Source organism: Streptomyces cylindrosporus, assembly GCF_022698165.1.
GTDB classification, from domain to species: domain Bacteria; phylum Actinomycetota; class Actinomycetes; order Streptomycetales; family Streptomycetaceae; genus Streptomyces; species Streptomyces cylindrosporus.
Genome location: NZ_JALDAY010000001.1, coordinates 822,758 through 844,527 on the forward strand (window position 1 = coordinate 822,758; position 21,770 = coordinate 844,527).

Consider the following 21,770-nt stretch of genomic DNA (forward strand, 5'->3'; position numbering starts at 1 on the left):
GTGGCGGTGACGGATCGTTCACATGTTCCCTGTGACGACATAGGTTCGATGTGCCTAGTGTGATCGTCATGCAGCTCCGGTACGCCTTCAGGTTGTACCCCGACGCCACTCAGCAGGCCGCGCTGGCCAGGGCGTTCGGGTGCGCACGCGTCGTGTACAACGACGCCGTGCGGGCCCGTGAGGACGCCCGTGAGGCCGGGCGGCCGTTCCCGACGGCCGGCCAGCTGTCCCGGCAGCTGGTCACGGAGGCGAAACAGACGCCGGAGCGCGCCTGGCTCGGTGAAGTGTCCGCAGTCGTCCTCCAGCAGTCCCTGCGGGACGCCGAGATGGCGTACCGCAACTTCTTCGCCTCCCTCAAGGGCACCCGCAAGGGCCCGAAACTGGGCCCGCCCCGCTTCAAGTCCCGCAAGGACAACAGGCAGTCGATCCGGTTCACCGCCAACGCCCGGTGGAGCATCACCGACAGTGGCCGCCTCAGCCTGCCGAAGATTGGCACGGTGAAGGTGAAGTGGTCCCGCACCCTGCCCGCCACGCCCACCTCCGTCACCGTCATCAAGGACGCGGCCGGCAGATTCTTCGCCTCCTTCGTCCTCGACACCGACCCCGCCGCCGACCAGGCCCGTATGCCCGACACCGACCGTGCCATCGGCATCGACCTCGGCCTCACGCACTTCGCGGTCCTGTCCGACGGCACGAAGATCGACTCCCCGCGTTTCCTGCGCCGCGCGGAGAAGAAACTGAAGAAGGCTCACAAGGAGCTGTCCCGCAAACTGAAGGGATCCAAGAACCGGGCCAAGGCCCGCGAGAAGGTCGCCCGAGCCCACGCCAAGGTCGCCGACGCGCGCCGTGAGTTCCACCACCAGCTCTCCACCCGGCTGATCTCCGAGAACCAAGGGATCGCCGTGGAGGACCTGTCTGTAGCGGGACTGGCCCGCACCCGCCTGGCCAAGTCCGTGCACGACGCCGGATGGGCACAGTTCATCAGCATGCTCACGTATAAAGCGCAACGGTATGGACGCACCCTGGTCCCCATCGGCAGGTTCGAGCCGACCAGCCAGGTTTGTTCCACCTGCGGCGCCAAGGACGGCCCCAAACCCCTCAGCATCCGGGAATGGATCTGCAGCGCCTGCGGCACGGTCCACGACCGGGACCACAACGCCGCACTCAACATCAAAACGGCCGCCGGACTGGCGGCAACAGCCTGCGGAGCGCCGGTAAGACCAGGAGCGATCCCGGCACAGCGCGAAGAAACAGGAAGCCACGGATTCCCTGACCGGAAACCGTGCCGCGTAACGGCACAGCAACCGGTCAGGGAAGGCCAGAATCCTCGCCCTTCAGAGCGAGAAGCAAGTCAATTCCAGGTGTCACTGGTGGAGTAGCCGGAAGAGGTCCCCGTCGTGTACGAGCGGTTCGTGCCGGACTCCCAGGTCACGTTCCCGGAGCTGTCCTTCTTGATGTACTTGTACGTGAAGGCCGTGCTCTTCGGCGCGATCACCAGCCTGCTCCACGTCGGGTACGACTCCGACGACAGCGGGATCGCGTCGCTGGTGTTCCAGGAGCCGAGGGAGGCGATGGAGCCGACGACGTAGACGTTGGTGCCCCAGTCGGTCGTCGCGTACTCGTTGAAGGTGACGTCGGTGGCGCTCGCGTCCGCCACGTTCCAGGAATTGTTCAGGTTGATCGCTGAAGTGGTCGTCGTTGCCGACCTGTTGGCGTTTGACTCCCAGGTGACGTTTCCGGATGAATCCTTCTTCACGAACTTGTACGTGAACGACGTGTTGATCGGCACGCTCACCGCCCCCGACCAGATCGGGTAGCCCGAGGACGACAGCTGGATCGCCTTCGAGGTGTCCCAGGAGCCCAGGGCGTCGATCGAGCCGACGACGTAAACGTTGGTGCCGGACGTGGTGGAGGCGTACTCGTTGAAGGTGGCCGTCACCGTGGAGGTGGAGCCGCCGCCGGAGTCGTCGCAGCCGACCGTGCAGGTGTAGGAGGAGTTGTAGAAGGCGACGGCGTCCTTCGCGGGGATGGTGATCGACGCGTTGCCGCCGGAGACCGTCACCGTGCTCGCGCCGCCGTCGATGACGTTGGAGTACGTGCCGTCGGCCATGCCGGTCGCGAAGGTGTAAGTGGCCGAGGACGAGCCGTTGTTGACGGCGAAGAAGCCCGCGCCGCTGCGGCCGAAGCCGATGACGGAGGACGACTTGGTCGACCAGTCGGAGACTGCGGCGCTGCCGGCCGCGTTGTGCCAGGCCACCATGCCGACCACCGCGGTGTCGCGGTCGAGGCAGTTCCAGCTGCCCGAGCAGTCCGTGTCGGTGACGAAGCCGGACGAGTTCGGCGGGGCCTGGTCGCTCTGGGTCCACTGCCAGCTGGAGTAGATCGTCGGCGTGGACCACTTGTAGGCGAGCTCGAAGAGGTTGGCGAGCTTGTAGGCGTCGCCGTCCTTGTAGCTCATGTGCAGGCCGTTGCGCTCGGTGTCGTGATTGGTCACGAAGGAGACCGAGTTGGCGGCGGGCAGGATGCCGCTGCTTTCGAGCGACGACAGGTCGCTCACGTTCCCTTCGAACGCCGACTTCATCTTGCTCGCGTACGTGAAGTCGAGGACGTCACCGGAGCCGTAGTAGTCGGACGGCTGCGGGGTCGAACCGGGGTAGACCTCGTCGAAGACGTACGGCGCCGCCCCGGACGTCGTCGTGTTCAGCTTGGCCACGATCGCGGCCAAGTCGGCGGCCGGGATGTGCTTGGCCGAGTCGACGCGGAAGCCGTCGACGCCGAGCGCGATCTGCTTGTTGAGGAACGCGGCGAGGCCCGAACGGACGTTGTCCGAGCTGGTCTTGAGGTCGGGCAGGCCGAGCAGTTCGCAGTTCTGGACCTGGGTGAGGTTGGAGTAGTCCTGGATGGTGAGGTCGGAGGTGGGGCAGTCGGCCGAGGTGTGGTAGTCGCCCGGGTCCCAGTCCGGGGTGTCGTACTTGTTGGTGATCGTGGTGCCGTCGTAGCCGGTGCCGGTCTGGGCGGCCGTGTGGTTGATCACCGCGTCCGTGTAGACCTTCACGCCGGCGTTGTGGCAGGCGGTGATCATCGACGCGAACTGCGATGCCGTACCGAAGCGGCTGTTGAGGGTGTACGAGTACGGCTGGTAGACGTCCCACCAGTAGTACGAGGACTGTTCGAGGGACTCGGAGGGCGGGGCGACCTGGACCGCGCCGTAGCCGGCGGGGCCGAGGATGTTGGTGCACTCGGAGGCGATGGAGTCCCAGTTCCATTCCCAGAGGTTGGCGATGACATCGCCTTTTGCCGTGGTGTCCGCGTGCGCTGCGGCGGCCGGCAGGGCTATCGCGCCCGCGAGGGCCAGCGCGCCGGCGGCCGCGGCACTGGCCGTGCGCCGGAAGACACCCGGGGGTCGGTGTCTGGTCATGTGCGGCTCCGATGAAGGGTGTTGGGGGTTTCGACCAGGGGTGAGCGTGGGGGTGTTGAGGAAGGCACGTCAAGGCGGTCGTTGAAACTTCTTGCTATGAGTTTCAGAACTCTTGCTGTAATCCTTGCGTCAGCGATACGGTCACGCGGGGTCGGACCCACGAGAGCCGCTATCGCTAGGAGTTCACACCGGTGATACATGTCAGACGGGTCGCGGCCGTCGCCGTGGCCGCCCTCGCCGCGGCGCTGATACAGCCGCTCGCGGCCCACGCGGACGCCCCGCCCGGGCCGCCCTCGGACACCGAGCTCGCCGCCGCGCCCGCCCGGCACGACGACACGCGCGAGCAGTTCTACTTCGTCATGCCGGACCGTTTCGCCAACGGGGACACGTCCAATGACGAGGGCGGGCTCACCGGTTCACGGCTGAGCACCGGCTACGACCCCACCGACAAGGGCTTCTACCAGGGCGGCGACCTCAAGGGCCTGACGAAGAAGCTCGACTACATCAAGGGCCTGGGCACCACCGCCATCTGGATGGCCCCGATCTTCAAGAACCAGCCCGTGCAGGGGACGGGGAGCAACGCCTCGGCCGGCTACCACGGCTACTGGATCACCGACTTCACCCAGGTCGACCCGCACTTCGGTACCAACAAGGACCTGGAAACCCTCATCTCCAAGGCGCACGCCAAGGGCATGAAGGTCTTCTTCGACGTCATCACCAACCACACGGCCGACGTCGTCGACTACGAGGAGAAGTCGTACGACTACCTGTCGAAGGGTGCCTTTCCCTATCTGACCAAGGACGGGCGGCCCTTCGACGACGCCGACTACGCGGACGGGAAGAAGGAGTTCCCGGCGGTCTCCACCGCCTCCTTCCCGCGGACGCCGACCGTCCCCGCCGCGAAGAAGGACGTCAAGGTCCCGTCGTGGCTCAACGACACGACGATGTACCACAACCGCGGCGACTCCACCTACGCCGGCGAGAACGCCACCTACGGCGACTTCTCCGGCCTCGACGACCTGTGGACCGAGCGCCCCGAGGTCGTCAGCGGCATGGAGAGGATCTACCAGCGGTGGGTGCGCGACTTCGACGTCGACGGCTTCCGGATCGACACCGTGAAGCACGTGAACATGGAGTTCTGGACACAGTGGGCGACCGCGCTCGACAGCTACGCGGCCCGGCACGGCCGTAAGGACTTCTTCATGTTCGGCGAGGTCTACTCCGCCGACACGTCCATCACCTCGCCGTACGTCACCCAGGGCCGCCTCGACGCCACCCTCGACTTCCCCTTCCAGGACGCGGCCCGCACCTACGCCTCCCAGGGCGGCAGCGCGCAGAAGCTCTCGTCGGTGTTCGGCGACGACTACAAGTACACGACCGACAAGGCGAACGCGTACGAGCAGGTCACCTTCCTCGGCAACCACGACATGGGCCGCATCGGGTACTTCCTGGAGCAGGACAACCCGAAGGCCACGGACGCGGAGCTGCTGAAGAAGGACGAGCTCGCCAACGAGGTGATGTTCCTCAGCCGCGGCAACCCGGTCGTCTACTACGGCGACGAGCAGGGCTTCACCGGGTCCGGCGGCGACAAGGACGCCCGCCAGACGATGTTCGCGTCCAAGGTCGCCGACTACCTCGACGACGACGAGATCGGCACCGACCGCACGCACGCGAGCGACTCGTACGACACGAGTGCACCGCTCTACAAGCAGATCAGTGCTCTCAGCGAGCTGCGCAGGAACAACCCCGCCCTCACGGACGGCGTCCAGACCGAGCGTTATGCCGCCGACGGATCGGGCGTCTACGCCTTCAGCCGTACGGACGCCAAGACCGGCCAGGAATACGTCGTCGCCTTCAACAACGCGGGCGAGGCGAAGTCGGCCACCTTCGCGACCGGCTCGGCGGACATGAAGTTCCGCGGAATCTACGGGACTTCGGCGGACGTGACCTCCGGTGCCGACAAGAAGGTCACCGTCACGGTGCCGGCCGGATCGGCGATCGTCCTCAAGGCGGCGGGCAGGCTCGCCAAGCCCGGGACCGCCCCGACCATCACCCTCAAGGCCCCCGACGCGGGCGCCACCGGCACGGTCGACATCTCCGCCGACGTCGACGGTGGCCGGCTCAACCGGGTCGTCTTCGCCGCCCAGATCGGCAACGGCAAGTGGCGGACGCTCGGCTCCGCCGACCACGCCCCGTACAAGGTCACGCAGGCGATAGGCAAAGACGTACCCGCCGGAACCGCCCTGCGCTACAAGGCAGTTGTCGTCGACACGGCCGGACACACGGCGAGCGCCACCGCGGCCTCCACCACCGGCACCCCGCCCGCCACGGAGATCCCCACCGCCTCCTCCCGAGACTACGCGATCGTCCACTACAAGCGCACCGACGGCGACTACGACAACTGGGGCCTGTACGCCTGGGGCGACCTCGCCGACGGCGAGTCGACGACCTGGCCCGCGAGCCACCCGTTCGTCGGCCGGGACGCCTACGGCGCCTTCGCCTACGTCAAGTTGAAGGCCGGGGCGTCGAACGTCGGATTCCTCGTCATCGACAAGGACGGCAACAAGGACGTCTCCGCGGACCGCTCGATCGACGTCACCAAGACCGGCGAGGTGTGGATCGAGCAGGGGAAGGAGGCGGTTCAGACGACTCGGCCGGACTACCCGGCGCAGGACACGGCCAAGGCGGTCGTCCACTACCACCGCGCCGACGGGAACTACGACGGCTGGGGTCTGCACGTGTGGACCGGAGCCGCGAACCCCACGGACTGGTCGAGCCCGCTGAAGCCGGTGAGGACGGACGCCTATGGCGCGGTCTTCGAGGTACCGCTCACCGACGGTGCCACCAGCCTGAGTTACATCATCCACAAGGGCGACGAGAAGGACCTCCCGGCCGACCAGTCGCTCGATCTCAAGGCCGACGGCTATGAGGTCTGGCTGTTGAACGGCCAGGAGAAGTACCTGTTGCCGCTGCCAGCCGGTTCCGCCGCCGCGCTCGACCTGACCACCTCCAAGGCGGTCTGGATCGACCGGAACACGGTCGCCTGGAACGGCTCCGAGGCCGCCGTCTCCACCCAGCTGCTCTACTCCCACGACGGCTCGATCGCCGTGAAGGACGGCACGCTGACGAGCGACGACGAGCGTTGGCTGCGGCTGACGAAGGCCACGCTCACCGACGCCCAGCAGGCCAAGTTCCCGTATCTGAAGGACTACACGGCCTGGTCGGTCGACCCGCGCGACCGCGGCCGGGTGCGCGAGGCACTCGACGGACAGATCGTGGCGTCCCAACGCGCCGCGAACGGCGCCGTGTTGGCCGCGACCGGCGTGCAGATCGCCGGCGTACTGGACGACGTGTACACGAGCGCGACCAAGGCGGAACTGGGGCCGACGTTCCGCGACGGGCGTCCCACGCTTGCCGTCTGGGCGCCGACCGCGCAGAGCGTGTCGCTGGAGCTGGACGGCTCCCTCAAGGCGATGCGGCGCGACGACACCACTGGCGTCTGGTCTGTCACCGGTCCCAAGTCCTGGAAGGGCAAGGAGTACCGGTACGTGGTGAAGGTGTGGGCGCCCACCGTCGGCAAGGTCGTCACCAACAAGGTCACCGACCCCTACTCGGTCGCCCTCACCACGGACTCGGAGCGGAGCCTGGTCGTCGACCTGGACGACAAGTCCCTTGCCCCGAGCGGCTGGTCGAGCCTCGCCAAGCCGAAGGCCGTACCGCTGAGGGACGCCCAGATCCAGGAGCTGCACGTCCGGGACTTCTCCGTCGCGGACGAGACCGTGCCGGCCAGGGACCGGGGCACCTACCTCGCCTTCACCGACAAGGACAGCGACGGCTCCAAGCACCTGCGTGAGCTGGCCAGGTCCGGTACGTCGTACGTGCATCTGCTGCCCGTGTTCGACATCGCCACCGTCCCGGAGAGGAAGTCCGACCAGGCGACCACCGACTGCGATCTCGCCTCCTACGCGGCCGACTCCGACAAGCAGCAGGAGTGCGTGGCGAAGATCGCCGCCAAGGACGCCTACAACTGGGGCTACGACCCGTACCACTACACGGTCCCCGAGGGCTCCTACGCGACCGACCCGGACGGGACGGGCCGTACCGTCGAGTTCCGCGAGATGGTCAAGTCCCTGAACCAGGACGGGCTCCGGGTCGTCATGGACGTCGTCTACAACCACACGGCGGCCGCCGGCCAGGCGGACACCAGCGTCCTCGACCAAGTCGTCCCCGGCTACTACCAGCGGCTCCTCGCGGACGGCTCGGTCGCCAACAGCACCTGCTGTGCCAACACGGCCACCGAGAACGCCATGATGGGCAAGCTGGTCGTCGACTCGGTCGTCACCTGGGCCAAGGAGTACAAGGTCGACGGCTTCCGCTTCGACCTCATGGGCCACCAGCCGAAGGCCAACATCCTCGCGGTCAGGAAGGCCCTCGACGCGCTCACCCTCAAGAAGGACGGCGTCGACGGCAAGAAGATCATCATGTACGGCGAGGGCTGGAACTTCGGCGAGGTCGCCGACGACGCCCGTTTCGTGCAGGCCACCCAGAAGAACATGGCCGGCACCGGCATCGCCACCTTCTCCGACCGGGCCCGCGACGCCGTGCGCGGCGGCAGCCCCTTCGACTCCGACCCCGGCGTCCAGGGCTTCGCCTCCGGCCTCTACACCGACCCCAACTCCTCGACCGCGAACGGAACTTCGGCCGAGCAGAAGGCCCGCCTGCTGCACTACCAGGACCTCATCAAGGTCGGCCTGACCGGCAACCTCGCCAAGTACCGCTTCACCGACACCGACGGCAAGGAGGTCACCGGCGCCGAGGTCGACTACAACGGCCAACCGGCCGGATACGCAGACGCGCCCGGCGACGCCGTCGCCTACGCCGACGCGCACGACAACGAGTCCCTGTTCGACGCGCTGACGTACAAGCTGCCCTCGGGTACGTCCGCCGCCGACCGGGCCCGGATGCAGGTCCTGGCGATGGCCACGGCCACCCTCTCGCAGGGGCCGTCCCTCTCCCAGGCCGGCAGCGACCTGCTCCGCTCCAAGTCCCTGGACCGCAACTCCTACGACAGCGGCGACTGGTTCAACGCCGTCCACTGGAACTGCTCCGACGGCAACGGCTTCGGGCAGGGGCTGCCGATGGCGGCCGACAACGAGGCCAAGTGGCCTTACGCCAAGCCCCTGTTGAGTACGGTGAAGGTGGGGTGCGACCAGATCGAGGGAGCCTCGGCCGCGTACCGCGATCTGCTGAGGATTCGTACGACCGAGAGCGCCTTCTCACTCGACAGCACTGGACAGGTGCAGTCGAAGCTCTCCTTCCCGCTGTCCGGAAAGGACGAGACGCCCGGTGTGATCACCATGGAGCTCGGTGACCTCGTCGTCGTCTTCAACGCGACCCCCGCGGAGCAGAAACAGCGGGTGACGGCGCTGGCCGGGACCGGCTACCGGCTGCATCCGGTGCAGGCGGCGGGCGCGGACTCTATCGTCAAGTCCTCTTCGTATGAGCGGGAATCGGGCACGTTCGCCGTTCCGGGGCGCACTGTGGCGGTATTCTCCCGAACTGCCTGAGAACGGCATTACTTTGGTGGGGCGGGTCCGAGAGGGTCCGCCCCACCGGTGTTGTCCAGGGGTTGGAAGATGGACGTCAACGGCAAGCTGACAGACACGACCGTGCTGGTCGTGGACGACGCGGAGGCCAGCCGGTACGCGATGGGGACCCTGTTGCGCCGGGCCGGCCACAAGGTCGTGCCCGTAGCCAGTGGCGGTGAGGCGCTTGCCGAGCTCGACGTACGGCTGCGCAAGGGGATCATGCCGGACGTGGCCCTGATCGACGTGCATCTGCCGGACATGAGCGGTTTCGAGCTGTGCCGCCGGTTCAAGGAGCGGCCGCACACGGCCGGTCTGCCGGTGGTGCACTTCTCGGCGGCCGCCCTGGCCCCGGAAGGGCGCTGCTCCGGGCTGGACTCGGGCGCCGAGGCTTATCTGACGGTGCCCGCCGAACCCGAGGAGATCGAGGCGGCGGTGCGGGCCGCGGTCCGTGCCGCGCGGCTGCGGGCCGACGACCAGGCACTGGTACGGCGCCTGAAGCTGCTGTCGGAGACGATCGTCGGCATCCAGGCGGCGCGCTCCCTGCGGGAACTCGCCACCGCCGCCGCCGACGGGACCGCGCGGCTGCTCGGCTGTCCCGCCGCCGTCTTCGTCCTCGACCAGGACGACAAGCTCTACCGCGGCCTGTGCCGGGAGCGGAGCGTGTTCCCCGCGCCGGACGAGGGCGCGCACCGGACCGTGGCCGGTCTGCTGCGCCGGCTCACCCGGGGGCAGGTCGGCCTGCAGCTCACCACGGTGCCCGCGCCGCTGTGGCCGGCCGGGTTCTTCCGGCCCGGAGTGCAGCACGACGCCCGCCTCGCGCTGGTGGTCACCCAGGACGGCAGGTCGCCGGTGTGCCTGGCCGTGCCCACGCGCGGGCTGCGCCGGGCCAACCCCGAGGGCGAGGCCCTGCTGGCCCAGCTCGCCCAGGCCGCCGCGCTCGCCGCCGAACCGCTGCTCATGTACCAGGTCGAGCGGCATGTCGCGCTCACCCTGCAGCACAGCTTCCTGCCCCAGCCGCACCGGCTGCCGGAGCTGCCCGGCATCGACCTCGCGGTGCGCTACGTACCCGCGTCCCAGCAGACCGAGATCGGCGGCGACTTCTACGCCGCGATCCGGGTGCACGACGGGGTCCTCGTCGCGGTCGGCGACGTCGTCGGGCACTCGCTCGACGCGGCCACCGTCATGGTCGAGATCCGGCACGCGCTGCGCGCCTACTGCGTCGAGGAGAGCGACCCGGCGGTGCTCGCCGAGCGGCTCGACCGGATGCTCGTGCACTACCACGCCGAGACCACCGCGACCGTGTGCCTGGTCCACATCGACCCGGCCACCGGGCGCGCCCGGATCGCCAACGCCGGCCACATCCCGCCGCTGATCCTGCGCGACACGGGGGACGCCGAGTACGTCAAGGCGGCCGGCCCGCTGCTCGGCGTCGGTCTGTCCCACCCGCCGCCGGTCGAGCTGTTCCTGGAACCCACCGACCGGCTCCTGATGGTCACCGACGGCCTGATCGAGACCCGCGGCACCGACCTCACGGCCTCGATGGAACACCTCCGAGCGGCCGCCGTGGGCGCCCTGCCCGGCCTGGATGCCCTCTGCGACACCCTGCTGGCCTCTTTCGGCCACGACCGCGAGGACGACATCGCGATGTTGGCCCTCCAATTGAAGGACCTGGGCAATTAGGGTGGCCCTGTCGCCGCCGTAGAACAGGAGTGCTCATGCCGCAGATCACCGTCGACCACTCGAACTCGATCCAGTTCGACCAGGAGGGCTTCGCGCGGGACCTGCACGAGGCGGTCGTCGCGATCGCGGGCGCCAAGCCGGAGGCGTGCAAGACGCTGTTCCGCCCGTCCGAGCTCACCGCGTTCGGCTACGAGGACCCCCTGGACTTCGGGCACGCCGTCGTGCACGTCACCATCGGCCTGCTCGCCGGCCGCAGCGACGAGACCAAGGTCGTGCTGACCGAGGCGGTCCTGGAGCTGCTGCGCAAGCACATCGAGGACGAGGGCGACGGCTTCGTCCTGCACGCCTCCGCCGAGGTCCGCGACCTCGACCCGTCGTACCGGAAGTTCGAGCGCTAGGACGCCAGCGCGATCAGTCGGCCGACGAGGTCCGCGAAGGGGCCGTCGGCCGGCTCGTGCTTGAGCATGCGGCGCAGCAGCGCGCCCATCTCCTCGTCGTAGGCGGCGCTCACGGCGGCCAGCGCGGCGAAGTCGTGCACGAGCTGGGCCTCCAGCTCGGCGCGCGGGATGCGCCGGCCGTCCAGCCAGATCAGCGCGGTCGACTCGGCGAGCGAGATCCAGGAGCGCACGACCAGTTCCAGTCGCGCGGGCGGATCCTCGATGTCCAGATGCGCCAGGATCTGTTCGTACGCCGCCTGCCGCACGGAGTCGATGAGGGCGTTGGTCGCGGACGAGCCGACGGCCGGGCCGCCGCGCATCAACGCCGAGAAGCCGGGCCCGTGTTCGTCGACGAAGTCGAAGAAGCGGCGCATCACCCGCCGCAGCCGGTCACCGAGCGGACCCTCCTGCGGCTCGGCGAACCGGCCCGCCAGATCCTGCGCGGCCCGCCTCAACGCGGCCTCGTACAGGCTGAGTTTGCCGGGGAAGTAGTGGTACACCAGCGGGCGCGAGATGCCCGCGGCGGACGCTATCTCGTCGATCGACACGTCATCGGGCGAGCGTTGGCTGAACAGTTCGAGGGCGACGCCGATCAACTGCTGCCGCCGCTCCTCGACTCCCATTCTTCGACGTACCCCGGTAGTCATGCGAACACCTTACCGATCGGATCCGGCCCGGAACGGACCGGTCCGGCCACGGGTGTTCACATGTCCAACACGAGTCTCTCACTCCGTGCCCGCGAAACACAGATCAGCATCGAGTCGCCACGCTCCGCGTCCGTCAGCAGCTCGTCCCGGTGCTCCACCTCCCCCTCCAGCACCCGCTGTTGGCAGGTCCCGCAGAATCCCTGCTCGCAGGAGTACGCCGTGTCCGGCAGCTCGGTGCGCACCGCGGCCAGCACGGTCGAGTCGGCGCCGACCGTCAACGTCCGCCCGCTGCGCCGGAGTTCGACCTCGAAGGCGGCGCCGGGGGCGGCATGGGGCGTGAACCGTTCGAGGTGGACTTGCGGGTACCGCTCCTCGACGGCCGCCATGAGCCCTTCCGGCCCGCAGCAGTAGACGGCCGCTTCCCCGGGCACGTCCAGCGCGTCGAGATCCGGCCTCCCGGTGACCACCGTGACCCGGTCACCGCCGAGCTTCTCGACCTCCTCCAGGAACGGCATCGACTCCCGCGACCGTCCGCAGTACAGCAGCCGCCATTCCACTCCGTCCCCAAGTGCCCGCAGCATGGGGAGAATCGGCGTGATCCCGATTCCCCCGGCGATGAAGACGTACGACCGGGCCGCGACGAGCGGGAACCGGTTGCGCGGCCCCCGCACCTCCAGCTCCATCCCCTCCGCCACCTGTTCGTGCACCTCGCGCGAACCGCCCCGACCGCCCTCGACCAGCCGGGTGGCGACGGTGTACGCCGAGGTGTCCGCCGGGTCCCCGCACAACGAGTACTGCCGCACCACCCCTGACGGCAGCACCAGATCCAGATGTGCCCCCGGCTCCCAGCGCGGCAAGTCCCTGCCTTCCAGGCGCAGTTGTACGACACCTTCGGCGACCGTCTCGTGCGCGGTCACCAGCAGCCTCAGCGCCCGCGACCGGGGCCGCCCGGAGGTCGGGTTCTCCAGAGCGGGCATCGGCCACAGCGGCGAGGCCTGGATCCGGCGGCGCAGGGCACGCCGGGTGAGCAGCGCGGCCCCGGCGAGGACGGCGACGGTGCGCAGCTTCGCCATCACGCGGCTCCCTTCTCCGACGCGACGGCCGCGACGGCGGCGATGGCGGCGGGGGAGGAGGCGAGATAGGCGACGGCCTGCTCGGTGCAGCCTTCCTGGGAGGGGTGGTAGTCCCGGCTGAGATACCGCGGGATGGACCGGAGCATGTCCCCGGTCGCGGGCAGCGTGCCCCGCCGGCCGCCGGCGTAGAACTGCTTGAAGGAGGCCTTTCCGTCGGTGAGCGTCGGGTCGTTCTCCATGAAGAAGCGCGCCCCGCGCTGCCACAGGAACACCAGCGCGGTGAACGCCGTGGCCCAGGTGCGCACCCGGCGCCGGTAGCTGCCGTCGACGTGCATGAACAGGTCGAAGGCGACGGACCGGTGCTCGACCTCCTCGGCGCCGTGCCAGCGCAGCAGGTCCAGCATGGTCGGATCGGCGCCCCGCCGGTCCAACTCCTCGGCGTTCAGCACCCAGTTGCCGAGGAAGGCCGTGTAGTGCTCGATGGCGGCGATGATCGCGACCCGCTCCAGAAGCCACCACCGGCGTGCCCTGCCCGGCGGCAGCGTCCGGTCGCCGAGCAGCTTCTCGAAGAACCAGTCGACCTGCGCGGTGTACGGCGTCGGGTCCAGGCCCTGCTCGCGCAGATGCGGCAGCACCTCGTCGTGGGCCTGCGAGTGCATCGCCTCCTGGCCGATGAACCCGATCACGTCCGCGCGCAGCCGCTCGTCCCGGATCAGCGGCAGCACCTGCTTGTACACGTGCACGAACCACCGCTCACCGGCGGGCAGCAGCATGTGCAGCACATTGATGGTGTGCGTGGTGAAGGGGTCCCCGGGCACCCAGTGCAACGGCGTGCCGTCCCAGGAGAAGGACACCTTCCGGGCCTTGAGCGGCGGCGTGTTAGACATGGCGTCAATGTACTGACGGGTAGGGGCCACGGGAACCCCTGCGCGTCCTCTTATTTACATCGACGTCAACAAGGAGTCTTCGTCACTGAAGCCCGCTGATCACTCGCCCGTCGCTCAGCGTCCCCTTCAGCTCGGCCTGGGCTCCCTGCTTCGCCCGCACCGCCAGCAGATTCCCCCGGCCCGAACCGGTGATCCCGCCCGTCGCCGTCACCGCCGAGGTCCCCCGGCTCCCGGCGGCCAGCAGGTACCAGCCGCCCGCCCCCGACTTCCACAACACCCCGGCCAGCACGTTCGGGTCCTTCGCTCCGCACGCCGCCGAGTTCTCCGACTTCGCCGCCACCGCCCCGTACGTCCCGCCCGGCGTGCGGAACTGCGCCAGCACCCGCGTCCCGCCGCCCCGCCAGGTCTCCGCCCGCGTGCACACCCAGTCCGCCGAACCGCTCGCGTCGGGCAGCGGCTGCGAGGCGTACGCCCAGGCGTTCACCGTGCGCACCCCGGCCGAGCGCACCGAGGCGAGCGAGCAGGCGTACGGCGCCCAGGTGCGCAGCGAGGCCGCGCCCGAGGTGTCCTCGGTCGAGCCGGGGCGGCCGTCGGTGAGCAGGGCCGGGACCAGTTCGCCGAGGTCGGTCAGCAGGCGCGTGCCCGTGCCGTCGGTCAGCTGCAGCACGTTCCAGGACGTGCAGTTGCCGGTCTGGGTGGCCGGGCTGGCCAGCGGCGCGGTGATCCCGTGGGACAGGTCGAGGTCCATCGCCCCGGCACTCGGCTTGAGCAGGTCCCGCTCGGCGGCCTTGGTGACCCAGGGCGCCGTCAGATAGCGGACGTTGCCGTCGGCCCGCCCCAGCACCACCGCGCTCGCCCCGGCCCGCCCCGCGCCGTCGACCCGCGCGAAGTCGAGGGCGGCGCCCTTGGTGCCGTCCTTCGGCTCGGCGTACCGGGCGATGCGCAGCCCGTCGTAGAGGATCACCACGCGCGCGGAGTCCACGGTCCCCGCGTACAGCAGCTGCGGCGGTCCCGCGGGGCCGCCGGACGGGGTGCCCGGGGTCGCGGAGACCTGGACGCTCTCGCCGGGCCGGGCCCAGACGGCGAGGGCGCGGCGCAGCAGGGCCTTGTCGCCGGTGAGGTCGCCGCGGGCCGGCCAGACGGAGAAGTCGGTGCGGGCCGAGGACTCCCACGCCGTCGGCGCGACCCTGGTCAGCTTGGCCGGGTCGAGGGCGGCCTCGGCGGCCGGGTTCTGCGCGTACACCGGGGCGGCGGCGCCGTCGGGGGCCCAGCCGTCGCCGGGCAGGCCGAGCAGCGCCCCGCACACGGCGAGGGCCGCGGCGGCGGCGAGCGCGGCCTTGGTGTGCTGGCGGCGCCGCATGAGGTCGGTGGGCCGCGCCTGCAGCGAGCAGGGGTCGAACTCGGGGGAGTCGAGCAGCGGGTAGTGCGCCGCCGGCACCTCGGCGGCCTCGCTCAGCGCCTCGTCGACGTCGGCGCAGCCGGCCGCCGTGAGGATGTTCCGGACGTCACCGTCGGGGAGCTTCTCCAGGCCGCGCAGGACGTAGGCGGCGCGGGCCGGGCCGGTCAGGGCGGACAGGCGCTGGTCCAGGGCGAGTTCGTCGGCGCCGCCGGAGCGCGGGAAGAGGCGCAGGCCCCAGACCTGGGGGAGCAGCGGCGGCAACTGGGAGCGCTTGGGGAACGCCGTGCGCTTGAGGGGGAGGCCCGCCTCCAGTGCCGTACGCAGGACCTGGAGGCGCACGAAGGCGTACCCGGGGTCGCCGTCCCGGCCCGTCGACTGGGCCGGGATCGCGGGGGCCGAGGCGCGGCCTCTGGGCAGGGCGCGCTGGGCGAGGGCGTGCGCGGTCACCACGCGCCGGTTGCGGCCGAGGCTCGGCGGCAGGACCAGGTAGGCGAGCCGGACCAGCCGCGGGTAGTGCTCGACGAGCGCGGCCTCGGCCTGCTCGAGGTCGACCACCGGGTCGGCGGAGGAGGGTGCGGGGCGCGGGGCGACATCCTGTGACTGCACGTTCAGCAGAACGAGCGAATCGTTGAATGGTCACCGCCACCTGAGTGACTCAGGCCTCCGGATCGACAAGGGCTCGCGCGTAGTTCGCCATGGACCGCTGGTAGCGCGGGAGATGGGGGGCCAGGGCGCCGAGGACGAGGGAGAGGCCCTCGCGGTCACGCCCGAGGCTGGACAGGCACAGCGCCAGACAGGCCCGTACCGCGTCGTCCAACTCGTCGGAGGGCGCGTCCAGTTCGGGAGTCAGAAGCTTGACGCCCTCCTCCGCCTGCCCGATGTTCCGCAGCGAACTCGACAACTGGATCTTGGCCCGCCGCCCCTTGTACTGACTGACCTCGCCCAGCCCGCGCGCCAGCGCCTCCCGGTACAGCGGTGCGGCCTTGTCCGAGTGCCCCGTCGAGTCCCAGGCGCAGGCCCGCTCGAACGGGCCCAGCGGACTGCCCTCCGGCAACTCGGCCACGAGCGCGTCGATCACCGCGCGGAACTCGCCCGCCCGCTCCTCGGGGTAGTCGTCGAAGCTGTCCCAGGCGGCGGTCACGCGGTCTTCCCAGTCACTGTTCACAAACCGTACCTTCGCACACCTGTACCTTGACCCCCACCGGATTTGAGCGCCCCGCGCCCCACAGCCGTATGCAAGGGGACGGGCCCCAGGGGCCAGCAAAGCGACCCGGAGGAACAGATGAGGTTGACCCGACCGATGCTCGCCGTGGCCGGGGCCGTGGCCGCTCTGGCGGTGGCGGGCTGTGGATCCGGAGACAGCGAGGCCGCCGCCAAGGTGCCGGTCACCGCGACCGGCAGCCTGGAGAGCCTGGCCGCCAAGGCGAAGTGCAAGCCGGACATGCAGATCGACTCCGACGAGGTCCGCCAGGCCATCTGCAAGACCTCGGACGGCAAGTACGTCTTCGCCACCTTCGCCACCGACCGCGGCCAGCGCGAGTGGATCAACGACGCCAAGGACTACGGCGGTTTCTACCTCGTGGGCCGCAAGTGGGTGGCCGTCGGCGAGGACAAGGTCGTCAAGGCGCTGCAGAAGACGCTGGGCGGCGAGGAGGAGATCGGCACCAACCACGCCGCGCACACCGGCAGCCACACCGGCTGAACCCCGCGGGACACGCGAAGAGCGGGCGGTGGGAGACTCCCACCGCCCGCTCTTCGCGTTCCCCCTAGGGGGTCTTCGTCACTGGCACCGCTTGCCGGTGTTGATGCAGTTGGCGATGGTGTTCGCCAGGTTGTTCTTGAAGACCGCGATGAAGTCGTCGTGGTCGGTGGCCGGCTTGTGGAGCTGCTCCGGGAAGCCGTCCACCGCGTAGGCGTTCTTCACCTGGCCGTTCTGCAGGACCGGCGGGGTGATCTTGTACACCAGGCGCATCGTCAGCTGCGGGATCGCCTTGAAGCCGTTCTGGCAGTTGCCCTGGGCGTCGGCGAAGGCCACGTGCGTGCGGTGGTTGGCGCTGTCGATGTTCTGGCCGTCCCAGCAGGACTGGAAGGCGAACGTGCGGACCACGTTGCTGCCCTGCGGGCAGATCGGGTACTGCGTCGTCAGCTGGACCTTGTTCTCGAAGCCGGTGCAGGACCAGTGCGCGTTGGCGTTCGCCAGACCGTTGGTCGTGGTCTTGGCGTCACCGGTGATGATGCGCAGGAAGTTCGGCATCGCGGTGACCTTGCTGGTCGGGCTGCCGACGTACTTGATCTGCGCCTGGACCGGCGTCAGGATCTTGCCGACGTTGCCCTCGGTGCCGCCGCCGGCGGCGTTCTGGTCGAAGTCCTGCGTGCCGTCCTGGATACGCACCACCGGCCAGTAGTAGGCCGACAGGTCGCTCTGGTTCTGGCAGCTGGTCTGGTCCGCGATCAGCGAGTCGTTGGTCGCGAACGCGTCGACCTTCTGGTTGCCGACGTAGTCGTGCAGGTGGTGCGCGCCGTTGGTCACACCGGGCGCCACGATGACGTTGTCGGTGTTGTGGTTCTTGTTGGCGTTCACACCGCACTTGGTGGTGAAGGTGCCGGTCGAGGCGTTGCCGGTCTTCTGCGGCTTCGCGGCGACGTTCGGCTGGACCTTGGTGATGTCCACGAAGTCGGCCGCGACCGGGCCGTTGCCGGCCTGTCCGCCCACGTTGGCCGGAGCGCTCGCGCTGGCGCTGGGCGCGGCCGAGGCCTGCCCGTTGCCCTGCTGCTGACCGCCGTTGTTCTGCTGACCACCGTTGTTGTTCTGGCCACCGTTGTTGTTCTGGCCGCCGGCGGTGGTCTGGTTGGAGGTCTGCGTCGTACAGGCGGCGAGCGCGCTGAGACCGGATGCGTCGACCTGGCCGCCCACTCGCTGGATGTCGATGCGGATCCGGTCGAGCGTCGCGGCCCGCTTCTCCTTCAGGGGGCCGACGATCGCGTTCTGCACGAAGTTCGCGTCGTTCGCCTGCGCCTGACGGGTGGAGGCGAGCCGGGCGTAGGCCTCGGTGATCTGCTTGTCGAGGTTGGCCAGCTCCGTCGCCACGCCCTGCTGGGCCTTGGCCGGCACGTTCGTCAGCTTCTGCTGCACATCGGGGCAGGCGATCGTGGCCACCGACGCGGCGGCGGCCTTGGTCTGGTTCTGCCCCGAGTTGGACTCGTGTGCCGAGGCGTAGAAGTTCGCCCAGATCAGCCCGCCCCCACCGAGCGCTAGGGCCGCCGATGCGGCTATGGCCTTGGTGGCCAGCGGCGTACGGCGTTTTCGATTGTTGCGTCCCATGGAACTCCTCTGACTTCCTTGCGGGCTTGGCGGGGCATCGAGGCGCCCGACAGGAGTGAAGCGGCGCCCATGGATACGCAGGAGGTCCCAGGGGTGTTCAGCAGCCCCACAAACAAATCAGAGGTTTACTCGGCCTTTGCGCCCCAACGGCAGCCTGAGCAGCGGAAGTTACGCAGAATCAGCAACCGCTTACCGTCCCTGGTCCAGATAGGCGAGGACGGCCAGAACGCGCCGATTGTCATCGTCCGACACCTCGAGGTCCAGTTTGGTGAAGATGTTGGAGGTGTGCTTGGCGATGGCCCGTTCCGTCACCACCAGCTGCCCGGCGATCGCCGCGTTCGACCGCCCCTGCGCCATCAGCTCCAGCACCTCCCGCTCCCGCGGGGTCAGCCGCGAGAGCGGCTGGTCGTCGCCGGCGCGCCGGGACAGCAGCTGCTGGATGACCTGCGGATCCATGGCCGTACCACCCCCCGCGACCCGCCGCACGGCGTCCACGAACTGCTCGGCGTCGAACACCCGGTCCTTCAGCAGATACCCCACCCCACCGCTCCCGTCCGCGAGCAGCTCACGCGCGTACAGCTGCTCCACGTGCTGCGAGAGCACCAGCACCGGAAGCCCGGGTCTGTCCCGGCGGGCCCGCAGGGCACACTGCAGGCCCTCGTCGGTGTGCGTCGGAGGCAGTCGTACGTCGACCACGGCGACGTCCGGCTCCAGCTCGGCCAGCGCCCGGGCGAGCTCGGGGCCGGACTCGACGGCCGCCGCGATCTCGAAGTCATGGGCCTCCAGGAGCCGGACCAGCCCGTCGCGCAGCAGGAAGAGGTCTTCGGCTAGGACAACTCGCAAGGGATCTCCATGGTGACCATGGTGGGACCGCCCGCGGGAGAGCTGACGGCCAGGACGCCGTCGAATGTACCCAGTCGCCGCTCGACCCCGGCGAGCCCCGAACCGGCCCCGATCACCGCACCGCCCTTGCCGTTGTCGGTGACGGAGATCCGCAGCATGCCCTCGCTGTGGTGCAGGTCGACCCAGATGCGGTCCGCGCCGGAGTGCTTGACCGCGTTGGTGAGGACCTCGCTCACGGCGAAGTAGGCGGCGGACTCGACCGGCGCCTCCGCCCGCCCGACGAGTTCCACGCTCACCTCCGTGCTGACCGGCAGCCGCAGCGCCAACGCCCGTACGGCGTCCCCGAGTCCGCGCTCGGCCAGCACCGGCGGATGGATCCCCCGCACCAGATCACGCAGCTCGGCAAGGGCGTCCACGGAGGACTTCCGGGCCTGCGCGATGAGCTCCTTGGCCTTGGCCGGATCCTTGTCCATGAGCATCTCGATGGTCCCGAGATCCATACCCATGGCGACCAGCCGGGCCTGCGCCCCGTCGTGCAAGTCCCGCTCGATCCGCCGCAGTTCGGCGGCGGAGGTGTCCACGGCGTCCCGCCGCGTCTCGGTCAGCACCCGTACGCGCTCGGCGAGTTCACCCTGACTGGCGCCCAGTACGGCCCGGGTGAGCCGGAAGTGGGCGTCGAGCGCGCGCGTGGCGAGCGGGAAGGCGAAGGCGAGGATCGCGGCGGCCAGCACGCCGGCGCCGAACGCCGAGGTCTGGTCGGTGACATGCACGAACCCGTACCAGTACCCGCCCCAGTGGGACAGCGGCCGCCACAGCCCGGCCGCGACGGCGAACCCCTCCAGCGGATAAAAGAACAGCACCGCCGGCAGCAGCGCGGTCACGAACCCCGCCGTCATGTCCACCTGCAGCCACCGCAGATCCCGCCAGGTCGCCGAGTCGCTGAGCATCGCGTAGGTCCGCGTCCAGGGCTTGGCGTCCTCGGGTATCGGCCGGTACGCCGACGGGATCCTCACCCCGCACCACTCCGCCGCGACCACCCGCCGCCAGTCCGCGAACGCCCGCACCCCGGTGAGCACCCAGGGCGTGGTGACGAACCCGATGCCGATCGGGATGAGCGAGATGGAGGTGAGGGTCAGGGTGAAGCCCAGCACAGCCCCGGGAAGCGTGACGAGAGCCAGCACGAACCCCCGCCCCGCCGCAACAGCAACGGCCCGGGCCCGCATCAACAGGGACCCGCTCTTCGTGTTGGTGTTCATGCCGGCCAGTCTCGCGGAGGAAGGAGCCAACGGTCACGGGGCCAGACCCCCGCTGGGAGGGTGGTGCTGAATACACCCCGGGCTCTGCAAAGGCTTTTGTCTTTTAGGGGCGCGGGGAACTGCGCGACAAGCCCCCACCGGCCGCCACTTTGCTCACGACCCGCCCAAAACCTTCGCTTCCACATCCGGATCCAGCCCCTTGACGGCCACAGCGGAACGCAACGGCGCCACACCCCCCACGGCCCGCAGCCAATCCCACGTATCGGCGACAGTCTCCTCCACCGGCCGGCACACAAGCCCCGCCCCGACCGCCCGCGACACATCCGCCGAATGCAACGCGTCGTGCATGTCCGTCCCCGGCGGCACCCACACCGGCAACTGCGTCCACGGCTCGATCCCGGCGTCCAGAATCACCCGCGGCTCGGTCCACCGCAGCTCCGCGTCGGACCCGGTCACCGCCACACACGCGTCGAGAAGCTCCCCCATCGTCGCGTGTCCCTGCTCGCTCACCAGAGTGAACGGCCCGCTCAGCCCCTGCTCGACAGCCCCCAGAATCCACGACGCGAGGTCCCGCACATCGACGTACTGCAAAGGCAACTCCCGCGGCCCGGGCGCGAGTACAGGCCCACCCTTGGCGATCCGCCCCAGCCACCAGGGCAACCGCCCGACGTTCTCATGCGGACCGAGGATCAACCCGGCCCGCACCAGCACCGTACGGTCCTCCCCGAACGCGTCCACCGCCGCGAGCTCGCCGCCGCGCTTGTCGCGGGCGTAGTCGGTCTGCTCCGCGTCCGCGTCCGCACCCTCCACGACGTCCGCGTCCTCGGTGTACCCGGCGGGCGGTGCCCAGGCGTACACCGAGCAGCTGGACACGTACACGTACCGCCCGGCGCGACCCCGCAGCAGCCGCGCCGCGTCCCGTACCGCGCGCGGCGCCAGCCGCCAGGTGTCCACCACGGCGTCCCACTCCCCGTCGGCGAGGGCGTCGAGCCCGCCGGGCGCGGTGCGGTCGCCGACGAGTGACCGCACCCCGGCCACGGGTGCCTGCCGCCCCCTGTTGAAGACGGTCACGTCCCAGCCGCGCCCCAGCGCCGCCTCCACGACGGCCCGCCCCGCGAACTCCGTACCACCCAGCACCAGAAGTCTCATGCCCGAGACTCTGCCCGCTGCCGGGCGGACACGGAACCGCGCTCTGCCATCAGCAGAGGATCAGCGCCACA

15 protein-coding genes are annotated in these 21,770 nt (G+C 69.6%); 5 read left to right on the forward strand and 10 right to left on the reverse strand.

Features of this window, described 5'->3' with window-relative positions; genetic code table 11:
* The first annotated feature begins 68 nt into the window (after positions 1-68).
* Positions 69-1,379, forward strand: coding sequence for an RNA-guided endonuclease InsQ/TnpB family protein (locus MQP27_RS03630; RefSeq protein WP_242760765.1), 1,311 nt, complete (start codon positions 69-71; stop codon positions 1,377-1,379).
* Here MQP27_RS03630 and MQP27_RS03635 read toward each other — a convergent pair.
* Positions 1,352-3,418 carry a carbohydrate-binding module family 20 domain-containing protein gene (locus tag MQP27_RS03635; RefSeq protein WP_242760766.1) on the reverse strand — a complete coding sequence of 689 codons (2,067 nt, stop codon included), beginning with the start codon at positions 3,416-3,418 and terminating at the stop codon, positions 1,352-1,354. The genes MQP27_RS03630 and MQP27_RS03635 overlap by 28 nt on opposite strands.
* 191 nt (positions 3,419-3,609) lie before the next feature.
* Between MQP27_RS03635 and pulA the strand changes: the two genes are divergently transcribed.
* From pulA to MQP27_RS03650, 3 genes are all read left to right on the forward strand, one after another.
* Positions 3,610-8,985 carry a pullulanase-type alpha-1,6-glucosidase gene (gene pulA / locus MQP27_RS03640; protein ID WP_242760767.1) on the forward strand — a complete coding sequence of 1,792 codons (5,376 nt, stop codon included), beginning with the start codon at positions 3,610-3,612 and terminating at the stop codon, positions 8,983-8,985.
* 69 nt (positions 8,986-9,054) lie between these two features.
* Positions 9,055-10,686, forward strand: coding sequence for a fused response regulator/phosphatase (locus MQP27_RS03645; RefSeq protein ID WP_242760768.1), 1,632 nt, complete (start codon positions 9,055-9,057; stop codon positions 10,684-10,686).
* Between the two features lie 35 nt (positions 10,687-10,721).
* Complete coding sequence (locus MQP27_RS03650) at positions 10,722-11,084, forward strand: 5-carboxymethyl-2-hydroxymuconate Delta-isomerase (protein ID WP_242760769.1); 363 nt, start codon at positions 10,722-10,724, stop codon at positions 11,082-11,084.
* Here MQP27_RS03650 and MQP27_RS03655 read toward each other — a convergent pair.
* The 5 genes from MQP27_RS03655 to MQP27_RS03675 form a co-directional block, all read right to left on the reverse strand.
* Positions 11,081-11,770 (reverse strand): TetR/AcrR family transcriptional regulator, encoded by a 690-nt coding sequence (locus MQP27_RS03655; RefSeq protein WP_242760770.1) that lies wholly within the window; start codon positions 11,768-11,770, stop codon positions 11,081-11,083. The two genes, MQP27_RS03650 and MQP27_RS03655, sit on opposite strands and share 4 nt — an antisense overlap.
* Positions 11,771-11,826: 56 nt before the next feature.
* Complete coding sequence (locus tag MQP27_RS03660) at positions 11,827-12,843, reverse strand: PDR/VanB family oxidoreductase (protein ID WP_242760771.1); 1,017 nt, start codon at positions 12,841-12,843, stop codon at positions 11,827-11,829.
* Positions 12,843-13,730: a metal-dependent hydrolase gene (locus MQP27_RS03665; protein WP_242760772.1), complete on the reverse strand. Its 888-nt coding sequence runs from the start codon at positions 13,728-13,730 to the stop codon at positions 12,843-12,845. Before MQP27_RS03665 ends, MQP27_RS03660 begins: the two co-directional genes overlap by 1 nt.
* A gap of 82 nt (positions 13,731-13,812) precedes the next feature.
* Positions 13,813-15,735, reverse strand: coding sequence for a hypothetical protein (locus tag MQP27_RS03670; RefSeq protein ID WP_242760773.1), 1,923 nt, complete (start codon positions 15,733-15,735; stop codon positions 13,813-13,815).
* 49 nt (positions 15,736-15,784) lie between these two features.
* A complete protein-coding gene (locus tag MQP27_RS03675) occupies positions 15,785-16,294 on the reverse strand; it encodes a tetratricopeptide repeat protein (protein WP_242760774.1) in 510 nt (169 codons plus the stop codon).
* A gap of 117 nt (positions 16,295-16,411) precedes the next feature.
* Here MQP27_RS03675 and MQP27_RS03680 point away from each other — a divergent pair, with 117 nt between their 5' ends.
* The gene (locus tag MQP27_RS03680; protein WP_242760775.1) at positions 16,412-16,831 is read left to right on the forward strand and encodes a hypothetical protein; all 420 of its coding nucleotides are present in this window, start codon (positions 16,412-16,414) and stop codon (positions 16,829-16,831) included.
* 78 nt (positions 16,832-16,909) lie between these two features.
* On the opposite strand, the gene MQP27_RS03685 is transcribed toward MQP27_RS03680, so the two are convergent.
* The 4 genes from MQP27_RS03685 to MQP27_RS03700 form a co-directional block, all read right to left on the reverse strand.
* Positions 16,910-18,451, reverse strand: coding sequence for a DUF1996 domain-containing protein (locus MQP27_RS03685; protein WP_242760776.1), 1,542 nt, complete (start codon positions 18,449-18,451; stop codon positions 16,910-16,912).
* A 189-nt stretch (positions 18,452-18,640) separates the two neighbouring features.
* On the reverse strand, positions 18,641-19,294 hold the full coding sequence (locus tag MQP27_RS03690) for a LuxR C-terminal-related transcriptional regulator (RefSeq protein ID WP_242760777.1): 654 nt from the start codon (positions 19,292-19,294) through the stop codon (positions 18,641-18,643).
* Positions 19,279-20,550 (reverse strand): sensor histidine kinase, encoded by a 1,272-nt coding sequence (locus MQP27_RS03695; RefSeq protein ID WP_242760778.1) that lies wholly within the window; start codon positions 20,548-20,550, stop codon positions 19,279-19,281. Before MQP27_RS03695 ends, MQP27_RS03690 begins: the two co-directional genes overlap by 16 nt.
* Before the next feature lie 153 nt (positions 20,551-20,703).
* Positions 20,704-21,699: an NAD-dependent epimerase/dehydratase family protein gene (locus MQP27_RS03700; protein WP_242760779.1), complete on the reverse strand. Its 996-nt coding sequence runs from the start codon at positions 21,697-21,699 to the stop codon at positions 20,704-20,706.
* Positions 21,700-21,770: the final 71 nt, after the last annotated feature.

Bases quoted from the DNA above. Each gene is read 5' to 3' on its own strand.
- MQP27_RS03645 (WP_242760768.1), top strand. From the start codon at position 9,055: ATGGACGTCAACGGCAAGCTGACAGACACGACCGTGCTGGTCGTGGAC.
- MQP27_RS03660 (WP_242760771.1), bottom strand. From the start codon at position 12,843: ATGGCGAAGCTGCGCACCGTCGCCGTCCTCGCCGGGGCCGCGCTGCTC.
- MQP27_RS03655 (WP_242760770.1), bottom strand. From the start codon at position 11,770: ATGACTACCGGGGTACGTCGAAGAATGGGAGTCGAGGAGCGGCGGCAG.
- MQP27_RS03665 (WP_242760772.1), bottom strand. From the start codon at position 13,730: ATGTCTAACACGCCGCCGCTCAAGGCCCGGAAGGTGTCCTTCTCCTGG.
- MQP27_RS03630 (WP_242760765.1), top strand. From the start codon at position 69: ATGCAGCTCCGGTACGCCTTCAGGTTGTACCCCGACGCCACTCAGCAG.
- MQP27_RS03685 (WP_242760776.1), bottom strand. From the start codon at position 18,451: ATGGGACGCAACAATCGAAAACGCCGTACGCCGCTGGCCACCAAGGCC.
- MQP27_RS03635 (WP_242760766.1), bottom strand. From the start codon at position 3,418: ATGACCAGACACCGACCCCCGGGTGTCTTCCGGCGCACGGCCAGTGCC.
- MQP27_RS03700 (WP_242760779.1), bottom strand. From the start codon at position 21,699: ATGAGACTTCTGGTGCTGGGTGGTACGGAGTTCGCGGGGCGGGCCGTC.
- MQP27_RS03680 (WP_242760775.1), top strand. From the start codon at position 16,412: ATGAGGTTGACCCGACCGATGCTCGCCGTGGCCGGGGCCGTGGCCGCT.
- MQP27_RS03650 (WP_242760769.1), top strand. From the start codon at position 10,722: ATGCCGCAGATCACCGTCGACCACTCGAACTCGATCCAGTTCGACCAG.
- MQP27_RS03695 (WP_242760778.1), bottom strand. From the start codon at position 20,550: ATGAACACCAACACGAAGAGCGGGTCCCTGTTGATGCGGGCCCGGGCC.